Origin of the sequence: Hoeflea sp. EC-HK425 (assembly GCF_902498795.1) — a bacterium.
Lineage (GTDB): Bacteria > Pseudomonadota > Alphaproteobacteria > Rhizobiales > Rhizobiaceae > Hoeflea > Hoeflea alexandrii.
Genome location: NZ_LR701572.1, coordinates 4,634,998 through 4,653,262, shown reverse-complemented (window position 1 = coordinate 4,653,262; position 18,265 = coordinate 4,634,998). Strand labels below are relative to the sequence as shown.

Sequence of the window (18,265 nt, the reverse complement as noted above, 5' to 3'; positions counted from 1 at the left end):
GTCACGGCACAATAAACGGATTGAAGCCCGACCATGACGTTGATCGAAACCGCTGGCAGACTGTTGCCGCCCCACTTTGTGGCGCGGCTGATGCCGGTTTTTGACCGTCTGTCAACGCTTGCGTCCGCTACCGACGAAACCAGCGCCGCCCAGCGGATGGCAATGATTGCCTTTGCCATCCGCGTTTGCAGCGCGGCCATTGCCTTTGTCTCCCAGATCATCCTCGCACGTCTTATGGGAGAGTTCGAATACGGCATCTTCGTTTTCGTCTGGGTCATCGCCATCATCCTGGGCAACCTCTCCTGCCTCGGCTTTCACACCGCTGTCATCCGCTTCCTGCCGCAATACCGCACGGCAGGTGCGGATGAAGCCGTCAGGGGCCTCGCCATCACCGCGCGCATCTTCGCGATGCTGTCCGCGACGCTGATTGCCGGCACCGGAATCGCGGCACTGCACTTCCTCGGCGACAGGATCGAATCCCACTACGTTCAACCGCTCTTTGTCGGCGCTTTCGTGCTGCCGATGATCGCCCTCGGCGATGTGCTGGACGGAACCGCCAGGGCCAATGGCTGGCCGGTTCATGCGCTCAGCCCGACCTATATCATTCGCCCCCTGCTCATTCTTGCCTTTGTCGCAGGCGCCATCTGGCTGGGGCGCATGGCCGATGCCAACACCGCGATCCTCGCCGCCCTGGCGGCCACCTATGCCACCACACTGACCCAGTTTCTGGTTGTCACCACGCGGCTCCGCAGGCGTTATCCCGCAAAGCGAGTCGAGATCCACTTCCGCACTTGGCTTCTGGTGGCATTCCCGATCTTTCTGATCGAAGGCTTCTATTTCATGCTGACCAATGCCGATGTGATCATCGTCGGCATCTATCTCCCGCCCGAAAAGGTTGCCGTCTATTTCGCGGCGGCCAAGACCATGGCGCTGGTCCATTTTGTCTACTTCGCCGTCAAGGCCGCAGCCGCGCAGCGTTTCTCTGCGCTTGTGTCTGACCCCGACCGGACTGCCCTGGCGTCGTTCGCACGCCAGACGGTGCGCTGGACGTTCTGGCCATCCCTGCTCGTCGGCGGACTTGTCATCGCCGCGGGCCCGTTCCTGCTCTCGCTGTTCGGCCCGGGTTTCCAGCAGGGTCACATGATCATGGTCATTCTCTTTGTCGGCATCATCGCAAAAGCCATGATCGGACCCGGCGAGGTGCTTCTGACCATGGCCGGTGAACTCAGAATCTGCGCAACGATCTATGCCGGCGCACTCGCCACCAATCTGGCCCTCAATGTCACGCTGATCCCGGTCTGGGGGCTGCATGGCGCCGCGACCGCGACTGCCGGAGCCATGGTGATCGAGGCCGGCCTGCTGCACCTGATCATCCGCCGTCGTCTGGGCATCGTCATGTTCATCGCCGCCTCGGACCCGGCGCGTCGCGTCGGACATTCTGCGGAGGCCGGGTAGTCATGGCGTCCAGTCCAATCATCCAGGATGAGGTGGCAAGCCAGGCCAACTCGCTGATCGGCGAATTTGCCGATGTCGAGACCGGTCGTCCATTGCCCGAACGCGAGACCGCCGTCGGTCGTCCCGGTCGGCATCTGGCGATCTACCCGGCCCGCGCCGGATACGACTTGCAGGAAGAGCTCGATTTCCTGACCAACCGCGCCCTCGAGCCCAATATCTTCTTTGCCGCCCGCTTTCTTGCGCCCGCCATGCCCCGGCTCGAAGACCGGGTGATCCGCCTCATGCTGATGCGCGACGAAGCCGACAACCGCTCCCGCATGCGAATGCTGCTGCCCTATTCGATCGAAAAGCCAGGCTTTTCGGTCGGCGCTTCCATCATCCGCGCCTGGGCCAATCCGTTCGGCCCACTGGGGACCCCGCTTCTCGACCGTGAAGACGCGGCTGAAACGCTCGACAACATGCTCGAAGCGCTGGCAAGGCCGGAACTGGGCCTGCCAGGCATTCTCGTGCTTCCCGACATGCGGCTTGACGGCCCGGTGGCTGGCCTGCTGCGTGCCGTTGCAATGGGCCGCAACCTCTCCGTCGCCGTGACCGATCAGGCCATGCGTCCGTTTCTTGACAGCAAACTCGACGCCGATGATTACCTCGCCAATTCGGTCTCATCCCATCACCGCCGAGAGATGCGGCGGCAATGGCGCCGATTGTCCGAGCATGGCGAACTCAGCTACATGGTCGCCCGCCAGCCCGAGGAAATCCGCTATCACCTCGAGGAATTCCTGACGCTTGAGGACACCGGCTGGAAGGGACGTCGAAAATCGTCAATGGTGTCAGATCGTTACCGCGCAGCCTTCGCCCGCGAAGCCATCAACAGCCTGGCCGAGACAGACAGCGTCCGCATCCATTCGCTTGCTCTTGATGGAGAGGCCATCGCCTCGATGATCGTTTTCGTGTCGGCTGGCGAAGCCTGGACCTGGAAGACCGCCTACAACGAGAATTGGGCCCGTTACTCGCCTGGAAAGCTGCTGGTCGACCGGCTTACCGAATGGCATCTCGACGATCTCAACATCCGCCGGACGGATTCCTGTGCAGTGCCCGATCATCCGATCATGAGCCGCATGTGGTCGGAACGCGAGACCATGGGCACTATGGTCATCGGGCTGGATCCGAAGCATGACCGTGATGTCCGCCAGGTGGCGACCCAGCTACACATCTACCGCAACACCCGCAACATCGCCCGGCTGCTGCGCGAGAAAATCCGCGGCATGGCCGGCCGCTGACCTTGTCTATGTGGATGTAGCGGCATCAGCCTCCGCGACGGCCTGGTCCCGCAGGATCCGCCGGATCACCTTGCCGGTTGTCGTCAGCGGCAGGCTGTCGACAAATTCGATTTCCCTCGGATACTCGTGCGCCGACAGCCGCGTCTTGACCCATTCGCGCACCGAGTCCGTCAGATCGGTGTCAGGCTTGATGCCCGGTTTCACCACGATGTAGGCCTTGACGATCTCGGTCCGCACCGGATCCGGTTTGCCCACCACCGCTGCAAGCGCCACCGCGGGATGGCCGGTCAGGCAATCCTCGATCTCGCCCGGTCCTATCCTGTATCCCGATGATGTGATGACATCGTCGTCGCGGCCGAAGAACGAGAAATAGCCCTCCGCATCGCGGACCCCCTGGTCACCGGTGACCATCCATTCGCCGATGAACTTGGCCTCCGTTGCCGCCTCGTTCTGCCAGTAACCGAGGAACATCACGGGATCGGGACGCCGCACGGCAATCTGGCCCGAGGTGCCGTCCGGAACGACATTGCCCTGATCGTCGATGACAGCGACCTCGTGCCCCGGCACCCGCTTGCCGATCGCACCGCCGCGGCTGACACCCAGCATCGCGCTCGACGACAGCACCAGGTTGCATTCGGTCTGGCCATAGAATTCGTTGATGGTCAGGCCCAGAACCTTCTGCGCCCACTCGTAGGTTTCGCGCCCCAGCGCCTCGCCGCCCGATCCGACCGTGCGCAGGTCGAGGCGGTGGCGTGACAGCGGATCCGCAACGCTGCGCATGATTCTGAGCGCCGTCGGCGGTATGAAGGCGTTGCGAACCTTCATCTCCGCCATGATCCGGTAAGCCAGTTCCGGATCGAATTTTTGCGCCTGCGACGAGACCACCGGAACGCCGAGCAGCAACCCGGGCAGCAGCACGTTGAGCAGCCCACCGGCCCATGCCCAGTCGGCCGGTGTCCAGAGCTTGTCACCCGGCTGCGGCATGAATTCATGGTGGGTCTGGACCCCGGGGATATGACCGATCAGCACCCGATGCCCGTGCAACGCCCCCTTGGGCGGGCCAGTCGTTCCGGATGTGAAGATCATCAAGCCCGGGTCATCCGCCCGCGTTTCGACCGCAACCGGCGTATCCGGATGGGCCTTTTCCAGTTCGACAAAACCGACGACATCATGCGAAACGCCTTTGGCGCCCTCATCTCCGCTGGCAACCACAATGGCCCTGAGATCGGCGAGGCGTTCACGGATTGCCGCGATTTTCTCAACGCCGCCGGGCGTCGTCACCAGAACCCTGGCACCCGACGCCGAAAGCCGGTGATCTACGGCCTCAACCCCGAACAACAGCGCCAGCGGCACCGCAATGGCGCCAAGCTTGTAGATCGCCACATGGGCGATGGCGGTTTCAAACCCCTGTGGCAGCATCAGCGCCACCCGGTCGCCGCGCTCCACGCCGAGCGACCGCAGGCCGCGGGCAAATGCATTGGAACGCCGGGCCAGGCCGTCATAGCTCAGCCGGTCGGGCGCACTGTCCGGATTGAAATGTTCGAGGCAGATCCGGTCCGGCTCGCGCGCCGCCCAGTCATCCGACACCGCCTTGCCGATGTTGAAGAACTCCGGCACCTCCCAGGAAAACCGGGACGCGATCTCTTCAATGGTTTCTCCGGCTGGCAACAACATCAAAAAAATCCTTGCTCAGATGCCCCATCACCATCGTTGCTGCCAAGCAGCAACGACCCAGGCGGGCCGCCAACTCCTATCAGGCGTCTGGTCCGGAATGAAGTGCCTGCCGAAAAATGCCGCAGTATGGGTATATGGGGTTTGACCAGCCCGGCTCCATCGCCCGAGAAGTGGGGCATGCCATGGAGCATACGTGAGGGATATAGGAACAGTGATGACCGGAGAGGCTCCGATAGCGCAGCGCCATGCACGGCACCACAGAGCGGTACATTATTCGGCACAAGAACAGATGATTCTATACACGGAACGGGTACCCAAGCCTTATGATCCGAGGGCTTCAACGAGCCGGTGGTGCCCCCTTCCGGACTCGAACCGGAACTCCTTTCGGAACCGCATTTTGAGTGCGGCGCGTCTACCAATTCCGCCAAAGGGGCATACCACGGCGAACAGTCCAATATTATCCAAGGAGGCGCCGGTCAAGATGATAGATTGGATAGCATGCAATCCGGCAGGATTCGGACAAATTCCCGCATCATTGAAAAAACTGCCCGCAATGGTGATGGAATGCGCTCGAACGCTCTGATAAGAACCCTGCCAGACTCGGCAATTGAACAGAGGCATGACTGCCATGACAGCGTTTGAAGCAGCGGCAAAACCGCGGGGTGCACTTGCCAAGATCGAGGCCATCCTGAAGCCGCATCTCCCCCCCCAAACACATTCTGCGGAGAATGCCGGCACGGAGGCGCCAAAAGCCACCATAAGCCTGGGTGCGCTCAGCGACCTCATGCAGGAGCGGGCCTTCGGGTTGCTGCTGCTGGTTCTCGCCCTGCCCTGCTGCCTGCCATTTGTCTACATCCTGCCGCAACTGGTGGCACTCCCGATGGTGGTCCTGGCCACGCAGATGGCCATGGGACGCCGCGCCCCCTGGCTTCCCGAGACACTGCGCAAACGTCAATTGCCAGTAGCCGGACTGCTTGATGTCGTCTCCCGGGCCAAGCGGTATGGCGGATGGCTGGAGCGATTTGCCCATCCACGCTTTCCAAGCTTCACCGGCGACCGCGCAAACCGCGTCATCGGCGCACTTTTGATCGTGCCTTGCCTCTCCATCCTCGTGCCGCTGCCGCTCACCAACACGGTACCGGGCATAGGCGTGGCCCTTGTTGCCGTGGGCCTGATTGAGCGCGATGCGCTGTTTGTGGTCATGGGACTGATCGCCGCGCTGGTATGGGTTGCCATTCTCGTCATCGGTGGACCTGCGCTGATCTATTTCATCATAAACTTCGCTCTCAACCGGAGCGCAGGCGCCTGACCCGGGTTCACCAATCCCGGATCATTTTTTGAACACCATTGGGGCGGACACCTGCCCCACATCGAAAAAACAGAGCACCGCCATGCAGACAGCCGACGCACAGACCCACCGCAGCCTCGCGGCACTCTTTCTTGCGGTCGCGATGACTGTGGTCGTCGGCTCGGCGCTGGGTTTCGAGCATATCGGTGGCTATATACCCTGTGCTCTCTGCCTCGAGCAGCGCACCCCCTATTACATTGGCGCGCCACTGATGCTTGTCGCAGCCATCATCTCGCGCGCCGGCGGCCCGTCCTGGGCCGTACGCGGTCTTCTGGCCGTCGGCGGTTTGCTCATGCTTTATGGCCTGGTGCTCGGCGTCTACCATTCCGGTGTCGAATGGCACTGGTGGGAAGGGCCCGCCTCCTGCGCCACATCCGCCGATGCGGTGACCACCGACGCGGGCTCGCTGCTCGGTGATCTCAGCTCGAAGAAGCCGCCATCCTGCGATGCGGCCGCCCTGCGCGTGTTGGGCCTCTCATTCGCCGGCTGGAACGTACTGGCCAGCGCCGCGCTTGCAGCCATCGCTTTCCGCGCTGCAGCCAAGGGCTGATCTCAGGTCACGGCTGCAGTTCGACATCCCAGTAGAGATAGTCCATCCAGCTTTCATGCAGGAAGTTCGGCGGAAACATGCGGCCATTGTTGTGCAGATCCTGCACGCTCGGCCGGTATGGCTTCTGCTGCGGAATCATTCCAGCCTGCCTGGGCATCAGCCCCCCCTTCTTCAGATTGCAGGGTGAGCAGGCCGCCACCACGTTTTCCCAGGTGGTTTGCCCGCCGCAGCGGCGCGGGATGACATGATCGAACGTAAGCTCGTTGGGTGATCCGCAATATTGACACTCGAAACGGTCCCTGAGGAAAACATTGAACCGGGTAAAGGCCGGGGAGCGGGACGGCTTTATATAGGTCTTGAGGCAGACAACGCTGGGAAGCCGCATCGAAAAAGACGGCGACGACACCGCATGATCATACTCGGCGACGATCTGGACACGATCGAGAAACACCGCCTTGACAGCATCCTGCCAGGACCAGAGCGACAGCGGATAATAACTCAGCGGTCTGTAGTCGGCGTTCAGGACGAGCGCCGGCAAGGACTGCGGGGATACAAAAATCGTCACGCGACTCTCCCGAGCGATTCTCTATCTGCACGCAACATATTAGGCCGGAGATGTCAGGAATGTGAAGCACCTGTTTTCGGGTGAAAATTCCAGCGCCAGCGACCCCGTATCAACCGTCAACGGGGGTGGCGTCCCTGCGCATCACGTCCGCATAATAGGCCCAGAGCAGACGAGCGGCGACCCCGCGCCAGGGGCTCCATTGCTCCGCCAGGACCGAGAGTTCCTTTGCAGAGGGCCGTTCTTCCATACCCAACGCATGGGCGACCGCACTCTGCAGCGCCACGTCGCCGGACGGAAACACATCCGGATGCCCGGCACAAAACAAGAGATAGACCTCTGCGGTCCAGGGCCCGACGCCCTTTATCGCGGTCATCGCGCGAACCGCCGCCCGCCCGTCGAGTGTGCACATGTGTTCAAGGTCGAGATCACCCTCAAGCACCGCCGACCCAACCCGGCGCAACGTGTCCGCCTTGGCACGGGACAGGCCGGCCTCGCGCAACACCTCGGGACTGAGTGCCAGGATGGCTGTCGGGCTGATCTCGCCCGCAGCCAGTTCCAGCTTTCGCCACAACGCGCGGGCGCTTGCCTTGGAAACCATCTGCGACAGGATGATTTCGGCCAGCGCTTCGTAGCCGGGAGGCTTGCGCCGCAGCGGTATGGGGCCCGACAGCTCCATCGCCCGCGCAAGCCGGCTGTCGCAATGCGCCAGCGCCTCAAGCCCTTCCGCCACATCATCGGCGCTGTCGATACGGCGCAATGCCAGCTCCCAGTCTTCTCGCATTCCTCTGACACGGGCAATATATCAGGCCCGGTGACGGCGCTTGCGAAAAATGACAAGAAACACCATGGCCGAAGACAACACCATCCCCGAATCAGGCTTTACCGAGCCGATTGTCCGATTCGCCCCCAGCCCGAACGGCCTGCTCCATGTCGGACACGCAAGGTCGGCGATGCTCAACTGGCGCTTCGCGGAGACCCGCGGCGGCACCTTCCTGCTGCGCATCGAGGACATCGATCTCACCCGTGCCCGGCCCGAATTCGAGCTTGCAGTCAAGGAGGACCTGGCCTGGCTAGGCATCGATTGGCCAGAGCCGGTTCGCCGCCAGTCCGAGCATTTTGGCGAGTATCAGTCGGCACTCGATGAGCTGCGCAGGCTCGGCCTGCTCTATCCGGCCTTCCTCAGCCGCGCCGAAATCGCAACAATTGTCTCCGAATTCGAAAGACGTGGCAGGGTCTGGCCGCGCGACCCCGACGGCGCACCACACTATCCCGGCCATGATCGCGCGCTTTCCATGTCCGAAAGGGACCACAGGATCGCTGCAGGTAAACCTCACGCCTGGCGGCTCGACATGCAGGCCGCGCTCGACGGTCTCGGCGAAAAGCTTTCATGGCGGGAGTCCGGGGCCGGACCGAAAGGCGAGACCGGACAAGTCGGAGCCGATCCGGGCGCCTGGGGCGATGTCATTCTGGCCAGGCGCGACGTTCCAGCCAGCTATCATCTCTCCGTCACCGTCGATGATGCGGTGCAGTCGATAACCGACGTGGTCCGCGGCGAGGACCTGTTCGCCTCGACATCCGTTCACCGGCTGCTGCAACATCTGCTCGGCCTGCCGGTGCCTGCCTATCATCATCACGGGCTGGTGCGGGATCCGGACGGACGCAAGCTGTCAAAGAGTGACGGGGCCACCTCGATTGCCGCCTTGAGGCAGCAGGGCGCGAGCCCGGCAGACATAATCGCGCTCGCAGGTCTGGCTGACGCCAGATAGACGGGCCTCGTCAGGCTTTCTGCAACGCCTTTTTCCGCATTTCGGCGCGCGCCCGAGCCTTGAGAATTGCCGCATTGATCTCCGCCCCCAGAATGAAGATCGCGGCAATGATGTAGAGAAAAACCAGCGCCACCATGATCGAGGCCAGACCGGCATAGGTCGACACATAGGTGGCGAATTCCTGCAGGTAGCTGGCAAACATCAGGGCGCCTGCCACCCAGGCGACCAGCGTGACACCGATTCCGGGAAGCACATCCTTCAGCCTCCGCCTGCCGTCGGGAAGCCACATGTGCGACATCACAAGACCGACGATCAGCACCGTCACTGCAATCAGAATGCGCCAGTTGTCGACGGCCGAGATCAGCGTTTCCATCCAGGGCGCGAACTGCCTCGCCAGCCGGAGCACCAGCGGCGCCAGCACCAGCAGGAAACTGATCGCCATGATCACCATCACCGCGATCACCACGAACCCGAGACTTTGCGCCCGTGTCACATACCAGGCCCGGGTTTCGGTCACCCGGTAGGCCCGGTTGAGCGAAACCCGCAGCGCCTCCACGCCGTTGGCCGAAAAGAAGGCCGCCGCAAGCACCGACAGGGTCAGCAGGCCGCCGCGTTCGATGGTCAGTACATTGACCACCTCGCGCGAGATCGGTGCGGCAATCGAATCCGGCCAGGTGTCGAAGATCAGATGCGAAGCGGTATCCGCATAGGCATGGGCACCGAGGAAACTCGCAAGCGATGTGCCGAAGATCATGAAGGGAAACAGCGCCATCAGGATCGACAATGCCACGTGGCTGGCCATGGCCCAGCCATCATCATTGTTGAAATGGGTGACCGCATCGAAGATGACTGCGCGGATGCGTCGCAATGTATGCTCCCTGACTGGTACAAGTTCCGGACCCGACCGGCATTGTCAGCCCAGGCCGAGTATGGGATTTGAATGGCTTCGACAACAGGTCAGATAATGCAATGAGCGGCAATAACCAACAAAAGACCATCCTGGTGACCGGCTGCTCGAGCGGAATCGGTGCCTATTGCGCCCGCGCGCTCAAGGCCGAAGGCTGGCATGTCATAGCCTCGGCGCGCACCGAACAAGACCTTGCGACGCTGCGCAACGACGGCATCGAAGCCTATCGGCTAGATTACGCCGAGCCCGAAAGCATCGCGTCCTTCTTCGAGGAGGCCATGGCTGCCACCGGCGGACGCTGCGACGCGCTGTTCAACAATGGCGGCTATGGTCAGGTCGGTGCCGTTGAGGACCTGCCGGTGGAAGCGCTTCGCGCCCAGTTCGAGGCCAATTTCTTCGGCTGGCACGACCTCACACGGCGGGTGATTCCGGTAATGCGAGCCCAGGGCCATGGACGCATCGTGCAATGCTCCTCCATTCTCGGCCTGGTCCCGATGCGGTTTCGCGGCGCCTACAATGCTTCCAAGCATGCTCTGGAAGGTCTGTCCGTTACACTGGCGCTGGAGCTCGAGGGAACCGGCATCCATGTCAGCCTGATCGAACCCGGCGCCATTGCCAGCCGGTTCCGCGCCAACGCCCTCAGGCATTTCCACCGCAACATCGACATCGCCGCCTCGGTGCACCAGCAGGATTACCAGGCCCAGCTTCGCCGCCTCGAAAAACAGGAACGCTCGGACAACGGAAAACTGCGGCCCGATGCCGTCCACAAGGTTCTGCAACACGCGCTCAACGCACCCCGCCCGCGCTATCATTACACCGTGACGCGCGAGGCCAGGCTGGGCGCCATTGCCCGCCGCCTTTTACCTGCACGACTGTTTTATCCCTGGCTCGCCCGTCAGGATTGAACCGGCGCAGCCGATGGACTTGTCAGCAAAACACCCTATGTTCCCAACCGAAATCCGCCATGAGGAAACCGCACGATGTCGTCCGTAACCTATGTTCTGTCCATCATCGTCATGCTGGCGGTCGCAGCCGTTCTCGTCCGCGGCCTGGTCAACATGGCCCGTGGCGGGTCGGGCAACCTGTCCAACAAGCTGATGCAGATGCGCGTCTTGCTGCAATTTGTCGCGGTGGTGCTGATTGTCGCCACCTTGTGGCTCACAGGCGGCGGACGGTGACCTTGTCAGTAATGCGCCACACACCTGCCTAGTCCGTTCAAGGAAGCTTCTCGATGGTCAAACTCAACAAGATCTACACCAGAACCGGCGACGACGGCACCACCGGCTTGGTATCAGGTGAACGCCGCCCGAAATACGATCTCAGGATTGAAGCCTACGGCACCGTCGATGAAACCAATGCGGTCGTCGGCACCGCGCGGCTTCACACGGCGGATATGCCCGAACTCGACGCGATGCTGATGCGGATCCAGAACGACTGCTTTGATCTCGGCGCTGATCTGGCGACCCCCGAGACCGGCGAGAAACTCGACTATGAACCCTTGCGCATCGTCGATGCACAGGTTGACCGCATTGAAGCCGATATCGATCGCCTCAATGCCGATCTCGAACCGCTGAAGTCCTTTGTCCTGCCGGGCGGAACTGCCGCGTCGGCCTATCTCCACCTGGCTCGCACGGTATCCCGCCGTGCCGAACGGCTGATGGTGGAACTTGCAGCCCATGACAACGAAACCGTCAATCCGGCGGCCATTCGCTTTGCCAACAGGCTTTCAGACTTCTTTTTTGTCGCCGCGCGCTGGGTCAATGATCACGGCCGCACGGATGTGCTTTGGGTTCCGGGAAAGAACCGCTAGTCTCCGTCATCGTTACGGCTCACAAGCCGCCCCGGCCAAACGGAACCCTCAGCGATGTTCATCCCCCTGCATGATTCCAACGACCTCAAGCACATAAAGCTGCAATGGGTAACCTGGTCGCTTATCGCCATCAACGCTCTCGTCTGGGGCATCACCGAACTTGCCGGCGCAAACAGCGAGTTCACCACAGCGGCCGTACTCGGACTGGGCTTCATTCCCTCGGTGGTCAACGATTTTGCGGAACTGCAGCCATCCCTGGTTCTGGTTCCGGAAGATGCGACCTACATCACCTACAGCTTTCTGCACGGCAACCTGCTGCATTTGGGCTCCAACATGATTTTCCTCTGGGTCTTTGGCGACAATGTCGAAGACGCCATGGGCCACTTCCGCTTCCTGATCTTCTACATGGCCTGCGCAGCGGCGGGCGCCTTTGCCCATGGCTTTCTCTTCCCCGATTCCGAAAGCCCGCTGATTGGCGCTTCGGGCGCAGTGGCGGGAATTGTCGCCGCCTACCTGATACTGCACCCAAAAGTCCGGGTCTGGGTGCTGGTGCTGGGCCGCATTCCGCTGCCGCTGCCGGCATTCATACCGCTGCTGTTCTGGGTAGTGTTCCAGTTCGTCATGGTCGTGACCGATCTCGGCGGGGAAGTGTCCTGGGCAGCGCATGTCGGAGGTATCATTGGCGGTGCCGTGCTGGTGCTGGTCTTGCGCCGTTCCGGCGTGCCGCTGTTTGACCGGAGGATCGAAAGCCCGCGGGCAGTGGTGCACAAGACCCCGCAAATTGTCCCGGAGGAACAGTCTCCACAGCCACCGCGGCAGAAGTGGGGACGATAGTGGAGAGGCAACCGAATTGACGCGGACGTAAACGTCATTTATCCCGCGTTGCAAAATCTCCTGTGCGGTTGCGATTGAATTTGGAGAAAAATCGCGTATCCATGTCGCCAATCGGCTATCCGGGTGGCGGCTTCACAGGCAAAATCCGGGTAAACGGCCTGACGCCGGGACCCTCGGACCGATCAGGACAGGGCCGAAACAGTGAGGCCTAGCAAAGTGAGGAAGGCAAACCGATGAAAATTCTCGTGCCGGTCAAGCGGGTTGTTGACTACAACGTCAAGATCCGGGTCAAGCCAGATGGCAGCGGCGTCGATCTCGCCAATGTGAAGATGTCGATGAACCCGTTTGACGAAATCGCCGTCGAAGAAGCCCTGCGGCTCAAGGAAGCCGGCAAGGCCACGGAAGTGATTGCCGTTTCCATCGGACCTGCCAAGGCCGAAGAGACCCTGCGCACCGCGCTTGCCATGGGCGCCGATCGCGCGATCCTGGTCGAGGCCGACACGCTGGTCGAACCGCTTGCCGTCGCCAAGATCCTCAAGGGTGTTGTCGGCGAGGAAAACCCGGACCTGGTCATTCTCGGCAAGCAGGCCATCGACGACGATTCCAACCAGACCGGCCAGATGCTGTCCGCCCTGCTTGGCTGGAGCCAGGCGACCTTCGCCTCGAAGGTCGAAATCGGCGATGGTTCGGCCGACGTCACCCGTGAGGTCGACGGCGGCCTTCAGACCATCTCGGTCAAGCTGCCGGCCATCGTCACCACCGACCTGCGCCTCAACGAGCCGCGCTACGCTTCGCTGCCCAACATCATGAAGGCCAAGAAGAAGCCGCTCGACAAGAAGAGCGCCGCTGACTACGGCGTCGACATTGCACCGCGCCTCGAGGTGATCAAGACCGAAGAGCCGGGCGGCCGCAAGGCTGGCGTCAAGGTCGGTTCCGTCGCCGAACTGGTCGACAAGCTCAAGAACGAAGCAGGCGTGCTGTAAGCGCGGGAAAGGGAGTTACAAACATGGCCATTCTCATCATAGCCGAACACGATCACGCTTCGCTGTCCGATCAGACCGCAAAGGCCGTCAGCGCCGCCTCCAAGATTGGAGGCGACGTCCACGTGCTGGTTGCCGGCAAAAACGCCAAGGCAGCCGCCGACGCGGCAGCCAAGCTCGACGGCGTCTCCAAGGTTCTTCATGCCGAAGGCGACGAATACGCCAACCGGCTGGCAGAACCGCTTGCCGCCCTGGTGGTTTCGCTTGCGGACGCATACGACACGCTGATGGCGCCTGCCACCACGTCGGGAAAGAACGTCATGCCGCGGGTCGCAGCCCTTCTTGATGTCATGCAGATCTCGGACATCATCGAGGTCATCGCCGCGGATACCTTCAAGCGCCCGATCTATGCCGGCAACGCCCTGCAGACGGTCAAGTCGAGCGACGCCAAGCGCGTCATCACGGTCCGCACCGCATCCTTCTCGGCAGCCGCTGAAGGTGGATCGGCTTCGGTTGAGAGCGTTTCCTCGGCCGGCGATCCAGGCCTGTCGTCCTTCGTCAAGGACGCGATCGCCGAGAGCGACCGTCCGGAACTGACTTCCGCCAAGATCATCATCTCCGGTGGCCGCGCGCTTGGCTCCTCCGAGAAGTTCCAGGAAGTCATCCTGCCGGTGGCTGACAAGCTCGGTGCAGCCGTCGGCGCATCCCGTGCCGCCGTCGACGCGGGCTACGCGCCGAATGACTGGCAGGTCGGCCAGACCGGTAAGGTTGTCGCGCCCGACCTCTACATCGCCTGCGGCATTTCCGGCGCCATTCAGCACCTTGCCGGCATGAAGGACTCCAAGGTCATCGTCGCCATCAACAAGGACGAGGAAGCGCCGATCTTCCAGGTGGCGGACTACGGACTGGTCGCCGACCTTTTCGATGCCCTGCCGGAGCTCGAAAAAGCACTATGATCCGTCACAAATTGACGGCATGATCAATGGCCGGGCTGGACGTCTCCAACCCGGCCATTTACGTTGAGGATCCGGGCAGGCTCACATCAATGCACCCGGCAGCATCCTAAATCAGTCAGGCGGGACAAATGGGCAACCAGATCAAGAGTGTGGGCATCATCGGCGCAGGACAGATGGGCGGCGGCATTGCCCATGTCTGCGCCATGGCGGGGTACGACGTTTACGTCCACGACATTTCCGCCGATACGCTTCAGGAAATGCTGGCCACCATCAGCGGCAACCTCGCCCGCCAGGTCGCCTCCGGCAAGACCACCGAAACCGAACGGGAAGCGGCCCTCGCGCGGATCAACTTCGCTCCCGACATGAGTGGCCTTGCAGCCATGGATCTCGTCATCGAGGCAGCCACCGAAGACGAAACCGTCAAGCGCAAGATCTACCAGCAGCTCTGCCCGCAGCTCAATCCGGAAGCGATCCTCGCGACCAACACCTCTTCGCTGTCAATAACCCGGCTGGCTTCCGCCACGGACCGGCCAGAGCGCTTCATCGGCATCCACTTCATGAACCCGGTTCCGGTGATGAAACTGGTCGAGCTGGTGCGCGGCATCGCCACCGAGGACCTGACGTTCAAGGCGGCCCGCGGTTTCATCGACTCCCTCGACAAGACCATCACGGTCACCGAGGACTTTCCGGCCTTCATCGTCAACCGCATCCTGCTGCCGATGATAAACGAGGCCATCTACACCCTGTACGAGGGTGTCGGCACGGTCGATGCGATCGATACCGCCATGAGGCTTGGCGCCAATCACCCGATGGGCCCGTTGCAACTGGCTGATTTCATCGGCCTCGACACCTGCCTGTCGATCATGCAGGTACTCCACGACGGCCTCGCCGATTCCAAGTACCGGCCCTGCCCGCTCCTGGTCAAATATGTCGAGGCCGGCTGGCTCGGCCGCAAATCCGGTCGCGGTTTTTATGACTATCGCGGCGAGACGCCCGTCCCGACACGGTAAATCCTTTGATGAACGCCAGTTCCCTCCGCCGCGGCATGAACCTGTGGCCGCCTCTGCTGTTTTCCGGCATTCGCATCCGTCATATCAGCGATGATTTCCGCGCCGTCGATGTCGAACTGCGCGAGCGTTTCTACAACAAGAACTATGTTGGCTGCCATTTCGGTGGCTCGCTGTTTGCCATGACCGACCCGTTCTGGATGATGATGGTGATGCGCAATCTCGATCGCAGCTACACCGTCTGGGACAAGTCTGCCGAGATCGACTTCCTGCGGCCCGGTCGGGGAACCGTCTTCGCAAGCTTCAGGCTGACGGACGGGGATCTCGACGACATTCGCGCCAATACCCGGTCCGAAGGTGACGTCTATCTCCGGGCGTTCCCGACAGAGATCCTCAACAAGGACGGCGATCCGGTCGCCCGTGTGACCAAGACCCTGCACATACGGCGCAAGCCGGACACCCGCAGCCGGATCGGTGGCTGATCTCTGTTCCCTTCGTCCTGCCCGCCTCGATTTGTTGATCACGCCATCATGCCTGATCATTTATATAAAACATATTGAATATAGAACTTTTAATTGCTATATATTCGCCATGGAGGCCGCTGGAACACCCACGGCGCGGGCGAAGCCCGATCGGAAACGAAGGAAATCGAAATGGCGCTTGATCGCATTATTCTGGCATTCGCAGGCTTCATGGTTCTCTTGTCGGTGGCGCTGGGTGTCTACGTATCACCCTACTGGTTCTTCCTGACCGTCTTCGTCGGCCTCAACCTGATCCAGTCTTCCTTCACCGGCTTCTGTCCCGCAGCGATCATTTTCAAGAAGCTCGGCGTAAAGCCGGGTTGCGCTTTCAACTAAGATCTCGACTTCCCGGGACGAACCGCAAGGGCGTGGACGGATGCCCCGTCCGCGCCCTTGGCGATTTAAATTCCCTTCAGAGCTCCGGTCAGCGCCTTGGCATCCTTGCTGGCCCATTCGGCCGGTCCATTCATGGCGCCCAGCATGCAGCCATCCTTGCCGATCATCAGCGTCACCGGAAGGCCAAAGGCCAGCCCTTCCTTCTTCAAAGTGTTGAACACGCCCATGCTGGCATCCCGGTAGAGACCCAGATTGGACACGCCGATCTCGTCGAGAAACGCCTTCGGCTTGGCGACGTCGCCAGTATCGATATTGATCGCCAGCACCTTGAAATTATCGTCACCCAGTTCCGATTGCAGCTCGGCCAGCGCCGGCATTTCCGCGCGGCAGGGCGCGCACCATGTCGCCCACAGGTTGACCAGGAGCGCCTGTCCGTTGAAATCGGCTAGCGTCAACGCATCGCCCTGCTCGGAGACAAAAGCCAGTTCCGGAAGAGCGATCGGCTCGTCCCGTACGGCCATCGCCGCCACCTCGCCCCTGGCCAGTGGCTTGAGGGCAGCCAGCATCTCCGGTTGCGCCGTGCAGGCGGCAACATCCGCGCCAGCCAGACTTTCCGAGGTCGGCGCATTGCCAGACGGCAACCCTTTCCAGTATATCCCGGCAGCCCCGACAACGGCGCCCAGGGCAATTGCGATTGCAGCAAGGGCACCGGTGGAAAGGCTTTTACGCGATTGGCTCATGACAAACTCCAAGGCAGGCTCATGTCGACAGATAAGGACAAACAGGCGTCAAACCAGATGTGGGGTGGCCGATTTGCCTCCGGACCAGATGCCATCATGGAGGAAATCAACGCCAGCATCGATTTCGACCGCAAGCTCTATGCCCAGGACATTCGCGGTTCCCTCGCACATGCGGCCATGCTTGCCAAGACTGGCATAGTTTCGAGCGAAGATTGCGACAAGATTACTCACGGATTGAACACGATCCTGTCAGAGATCGAGGACGGCAAGTTTGTTTTCTCGCGCCGGCTCGAAGACATTCACATGAACATCGAGTCGCGGCTTGCCGAACTGATCGGCCCCGCCGCCGGCCGGCTGCACACCGCACGTTCGCGCAACGACCAGGTGGCGCTCGACTTCCGCCTCTGGGTCAAGGAAGAACTGGGCCGCACCGAAGCAGCGCTGACAAGACTGATCACGGCCTTCCTCGACAAGGCCGAACAGCATGCCGACACGGTCATGCCGGGCTTCACTCACCTGCAGTCGGCCCAGCCGGTGACTTTCGGCCATCACTGCATGGCCTATGTCGAGATGTTCGGCCGCGACCGCCAGCGGGTGCGCCACGCCATCGAGCACATGGACGAAAGCCCGATCGGTGCCGCGGCGCTTGCCGGCACCGGCTTTGCGATCGACCGCGAGATGACCGCAAAGGCGCTCGGCTTCCGCGAACCGACCCGCAACTCGATCGACACGGTGTCAGATCGCGATTTCGCGCTCGAATTCCTCTCGCTGGCTTCGATCTGCGCGGTCCATCTGTCACGCCTCGCCGAAGAAATCGTTATCTGGTCGACGCCGCAGTTCGGATTTGTGCGCCTTTCCGACGCCTTCTCCACCGGCTCATCGATCATGCCGCAGAAGAAGAACCCCGACGCAGCCGAGTTGGTCCGTGCCAAGACCGGCCGCATCAACGGCTCGCTGATTGCCCTTCTCACCATCATGAAGGGGCTTCCGCTGGCCTATTCCAAGGACATGCAGGAGGACAAGGAACAGGTCTTCGATGCAGCCGAGAGCCTCGAGCTTTCACTGGCAGCCATGGCCGGCATGGTCAGCGACATGGAAATCCGCGCCGACCAGATGCGCAAGGCTGCCGGTTCCGGCTACTCCACTGCCACCGACCTTGCCGACTGGCTGGTGCGCGAGGCCGGCCTGCCGTTCCGCGACGCTCATCACGCCACTGGCCGAGCCGTGGCGATGGCCGAGGAAAAGCAGTGCGAACTCGCCGAGTTGTCGCTTCAGGACCTCCAGACCATCAACCCCGCAATCACCAGCGGCATCTTTGATGTGCTGACCGTCGACGCGTCGGTCGCCAGCCGCCAGAGTTTTGGCGGCACGGCTCCCTCTCAGGTCCGCAAGCAGATAGCTTGGTGGCGCGCACGTATCTAAAAAGTGGGTCTGTTGCAGACCTGTCCAATACCGCTGGTTTCAGCGGACAAACCGGGTGCACTTTGTGCCAAAAACTTGTATGCCGAAATCCTGTATTCAGGCCCCGGCGCCATCAAC

Annotated in this window: 20 protein-coding genes and 1 tRNA gene; 15 read left to right on the top strand and 6 right to left on the bottom strand. The window is 61.5% G+C overall.

Features of this window, described 5'->3' with window-relative positions:
* Nucleotides 1-33 precede the first annotated feature (33 nt).
* Nucleotides 34-1,455 carry a lipopolysaccharide biosynthesis protein gene (locus SPHINGO391_RS24885; RefSeq protein ID WP_152011374.1) on the top strand — a complete coding sequence of 474 codons (1,422 nt, stop codon included), beginning with the start codon at nt 34-36 and terminating at the stop codon, nt 1,453-1,455.
* Nucleotides 1,456-1,457: 2 nt separating this feature from the next.
* A complete protein-coding gene (locus SPHINGO391_RS24880; protein WP_152011373.1) occupies nt 1,458-2,732 on the top strand; it encodes a GNAT family N-acetyltransferase in 1,275 nt (424 codons plus the stop codon).
* A gap of 6 nt (nt 2,733-2,738) precedes the next feature.
* On the opposite strand, the gene SPHINGO391_RS24875 is transcribed toward SPHINGO391_RS24880, so the two are convergent.
* Nucleotides 2,739-4,406: an AMP-binding protein gene (locus SPHINGO391_RS24875; RefSeq protein ID WP_152011372.1), complete on the bottom strand. Its 1,668-nt coding sequence runs from the start codon at nt 4,404-4,406 to the stop codon at nt 2,739-2,741.
* 349 nt (nt 4,407-4,755) lie between these two features.
* Nucleotides 4,756-4,840, bottom strand: a tRNA-Leu gene (locus SPHINGO391_RS24870).
* Between the two features lie 194 nt (nt 4,841-5,034).
* On the opposite strand from SPHINGO391_RS24870, the gene SPHINGO391_RS24865 reads away from it, so the two are divergent.
* Both SPHINGO391_RS24865 and SPHINGO391_RS24860 read left to right on the top strand, forming a co-directional pair.
* The gene (locus SPHINGO391_RS24865) at nt 5,035-5,715 is read left to right on the top strand and encodes an exopolysaccharide biosynthesis protein (protein ID WP_152011727.1); all 681 of its coding nucleotides are present in this window, start codon (nt 5,035-5,037) and stop codon (nt 5,713-5,715) included.
* Between the two features lie 82 nt (nt 5,716-5,797).
* On the top strand, nt 5,798-6,304 hold the full coding sequence (locus tag SPHINGO391_RS24860; RefSeq protein WP_152011371.1) for a disulfide bond formation protein B: 507 nt from the start codon (nt 5,798-5,800) through the stop codon (nt 6,302-6,304).
* 7 nt (nt 6,305-6,311) lie between these two features.
* Here SPHINGO391_RS24860 and SPHINGO391_RS24855 read toward each other — a convergent pair whose 3' ends face one another.
* Complete coding sequence (locus tag SPHINGO391_RS24855; RefSeq protein WP_152011370.1) at nt 6,312-6,869, bottom strand: HNH endonuclease; 558 nt, start codon at nt 6,867-6,869, stop codon at nt 6,312-6,314.
* Between the two features lie 109 nt (nt 6,870-6,978).
* Entirely contained in the window at nt 6,979-7,626 is a 648-nt protein-coding gene (locus tag SPHINGO391_RS24850) for a DNA-3-methyladenine glycosylase (RefSeq protein ID WP_152011369.1), read from the bottom strand.
* Nucleotides 7,627-7,714: 88 nt separating this feature from the next.
* Between SPHINGO391_RS24850 and gluQRS the strand changes: the two genes are divergently transcribed.
* Nucleotides 7,715-8,635 carry a tRNA glutamyl-Q(34) synthetase GluQRS gene (gluQRS, locus tag SPHINGO391_RS24845; RefSeq protein ID WP_152011368.1) on the top strand — a complete coding sequence of 307 codons (921 nt, stop codon included), beginning with the start codon at nt 7,715-7,717 and terminating at the stop codon, nt 8,633-8,635.
* Nucleotides 8,636-8,645: 10 nt separating this feature from the next.
* On the opposite strand, the gene SPHINGO391_RS24840 is transcribed toward gluQRS, so the two are convergent.
* Nucleotides 8,646-9,503, bottom strand: coding sequence for a YihY/virulence factor BrkB family protein (locus SPHINGO391_RS24840; protein WP_152011367.1), 858 nt, complete (start codon nt 9,501-9,503; stop codon nt 8,646-8,648).
* A gap of 101 nt (nt 9,504-9,604) precedes the next feature.
* On the opposite strand from SPHINGO391_RS24840, the gene SPHINGO391_RS24835 reads away from it, so the two are divergent.
* The 9 genes from SPHINGO391_RS24835 to SPHINGO391_RS24795 all read left to right on the top strand — a co-directional run bounded on the left by SPHINGO391_RS24835 (nt 9,605) and on the right by SPHINGO391_RS24795 (nt 15,986).
* Complete coding sequence (locus SPHINGO391_RS24835) at nt 9,605-10,447, top strand: SDR family oxidoreductase (protein ID WP_152011366.1); 843 nt, start codon at nt 9,605-9,607, stop codon at nt 10,445-10,447.
* A gap of 75 nt (nt 10,448-10,522) precedes the next feature.
* A complete protein-coding gene (locus SPHINGO391_RS24830) occupies nt 10,523-10,720 on the top strand; it encodes a twin transmembrane helix small protein (protein WP_152011365.1) in 198 nt (65 codons plus the stop codon).
* Nucleotides 10,721-10,773: 53 nt separating this feature from the next.
* The gene (locus SPHINGO391_RS24825; protein WP_152011364.1) at nt 10,774-11,352 is read left to right on the top strand and encodes a cob(I)yrinic acid a,c-diamide adenosyltransferase; all 579 of its coding nucleotides are present in this window, start codon (nt 10,774-10,776) and stop codon (nt 11,350-11,352) included.
* A 54-nt stretch (nt 11,353-11,406) separates the two neighbouring features.
* Nucleotides 11,407-12,186 carry a rhomboid family intramembrane serine protease gene (locus SPHINGO391_RS24820; RefSeq protein ID WP_152011363.1) on the top strand — a complete coding sequence of 260 codons (780 nt, stop codon included), beginning with the start codon at nt 11,407-11,409 and terminating at the stop codon, nt 12,184-12,186.
* Nucleotides 12,187-12,419: 233 nt separating this feature from the next.
* Entirely contained in the window at nt 12,420-13,169 is a 750-nt protein-coding gene (locus tag SPHINGO391_RS24815) for an electron transfer flavoprotein subunit beta/FixA family protein (protein ID WP_152011362.1), read from the top strand.
* Nucleotides 13,170-13,192: 23 nt separating this feature from the next.
* Nucleotides 13,193-14,122, top strand: coding sequence for an electron transfer flavoprotein subunit alpha/FixB family protein (locus SPHINGO391_RS24810; protein ID WP_152011361.1), 930 nt, complete (start codon nt 13,193-13,195; stop codon nt 14,120-14,122).
* Nucleotides 14,123-14,250: 128 nt separating this feature from the next.
* Entirely contained in the window at nt 14,251-15,132 is an 882-nt protein-coding gene (locus SPHINGO391_RS24805; protein WP_152011360.1) for a 3-hydroxybutyryl-CoA dehydrogenase, read from the top strand.
* An 8-nt stretch (nt 15,133-15,140) separates the two neighbouring features.
* Nucleotides 15,141-15,611 carry a DUF4442 domain-containing protein gene (locus tag SPHINGO391_RS24800; RefSeq protein ID WP_152011359.1) on the top strand — a complete coding sequence of 157 codons (471 nt, stop codon included), beginning with the start codon at nt 15,141-15,143 and terminating at the stop codon, nt 15,609-15,611.
* Between the two features lie 171 nt (nt 15,612-15,782).
* The gene (locus tag SPHINGO391_RS24795; protein ID WP_152011358.1) at nt 15,783-15,986 is read left to right on the top strand and encodes a DUF2892 domain-containing protein; all 204 of its coding nucleotides are present in this window, start codon (nt 15,783-15,785) and stop codon (nt 15,984-15,986) included.
* Between the two features lie 65 nt (nt 15,987-16,051).
* On the opposite strand, the gene SPHINGO391_RS24790 is transcribed toward SPHINGO391_RS24795, so the two are convergent.
* Nucleotides 16,052-16,726: a TlpA disulfide reductase family protein gene (locus tag SPHINGO391_RS24790; protein ID WP_152011357.1), complete on the bottom strand. Its 675-nt coding sequence runs from the start codon at nt 16,724-16,726 to the stop codon at nt 16,052-16,054.
* A gap of 21 nt (nt 16,727-16,747) precedes the next feature.
* On the opposite strand from SPHINGO391_RS24790, the gene argH reads away from it, so the two are divergent.
* Nucleotides 16,748-18,148 carry an argininosuccinate lyase gene (argH, locus tag SPHINGO391_RS24785; protein ID WP_152011356.1) on the top strand — a complete coding sequence of 467 codons (1,401 nt, stop codon included), beginning with the start codon at nt 16,748-16,750 and terminating at the stop codon, nt 18,146-18,148.
* The last annotated feature ends 117 nt before the right edge of the window (nt 18,149-18,265 follow it).

Excerpts from the sequence above, each read along its gene's own strand:
- SPHINGO391_RS24885 (WP_152011374.1), top strand. The coding sequence starts at position 34 with ATGACGTTGATCGAAACCGCTGGCAGACTGTTGCCGCCCCACTTTGTG.
- SPHINGO391_RS24880 (WP_152011373.1), top strand. The coding sequence starts at position 1,458 with ATGGCGTCCAGTCCAATCATCCAGGATGAGGTGGCAAGCCAGGCCAAC.
- SPHINGO391_RS24875 (WP_152011372.1), bottom strand. The coding sequence starts at position 4,406 with ATGTTGTTGCCAGCCGGAGAAACCATTGAAGAGATCGCGTCCCGGTTT.
- SPHINGO391_RS24865 (WP_152011727.1), top strand. The coding sequence starts at position 5,035 with ATGACAGCGTTTGAAGCAGCGGCAAAACCGCGGGGTGCACTTGCCAAG.
- SPHINGO391_RS24860 (WP_152011371.1), top strand. The coding sequence starts at position 5,798 with ATGCAGACAGCCGACGCACAGACCCACCGCAGCCTCGCGGCACTCTTT.
- gluQRS (WP_152011368.1), top strand. The coding sequence starts at position 7,715 with ATGGCCGAAGACAACACCATCCCCGAATCAGGCTTTACCGAGCCGATT.
- SPHINGO391_RS24835 (WP_152011366.1), top strand. The coding sequence starts at position 9,605 with ATGAGCGGCAATAACCAACAAAAGACCATCCTGGTGACCGGCTGCTCG.
- SPHINGO391_RS24830 (WP_152011365.1), top strand. The coding sequence starts at position 10,523 with ATGTCGTCCGTAACCTATGTTCTGTCCATCATCGTCATGCTGGCGGTC.
- SPHINGO391_RS24825 (WP_152011364.1), top strand. The coding sequence starts at position 10,774 with ATGGTCAAACTCAACAAGATCTACACCAGAACCGGCGACGACGGCACC.
- SPHINGO391_RS24820 (WP_152011363.1), top strand. The coding sequence starts at position 11,407 with ATGTTCATCCCCCTGCATGATTCCAACGACCTCAAGCACATAAAGCTG.
- SPHINGO391_RS24815 (WP_152011362.1), top strand. The coding sequence starts at position 12,420 with ATGAAAATTCTCGTGCCGGTCAAGCGGGTTGTTGACTACAACGTCAAG.
- SPHINGO391_RS24810 (WP_152011361.1), top strand. The coding sequence starts at position 13,193 with ATGGCCATTCTCATCATAGCCGAACACGATCACGCTTCGCTGTCCGAT.
- SPHINGO391_RS24805 (WP_152011360.1), top strand. The coding sequence starts at position 14,251 with ATGGGCAACCAGATCAAGAGTGTGGGCATCATCGGCGCAGGACAGATG.
- SPHINGO391_RS24800 (WP_152011359.1), top strand. The coding sequence starts at position 15,141 with ATGAACGCCAGTTCCCTCCGCCGCGGCATGAACCTGTGGCCGCCTCTG.
- SPHINGO391_RS24795 (WP_152011358.1), top strand. The coding sequence starts at position 15,783 with ATGGCGCTTGATCGCATTATTCTGGCATTCGCAGGCTTCATGGTTCTC.
- SPHINGO391_RS24790 (WP_152011357.1), bottom strand. The coding sequence starts at position 16,726 with ATGAGCCAATCGCGTAAAAGCCTTTCCACCGGTGCCCTTGCTGCAATC.
- argH (WP_152011356.1), top strand. The coding sequence starts at position 16,748 with ATGTCGACAGATAAGGACAAACAGGCGTCAAACCAGATGTGGGGTGGC.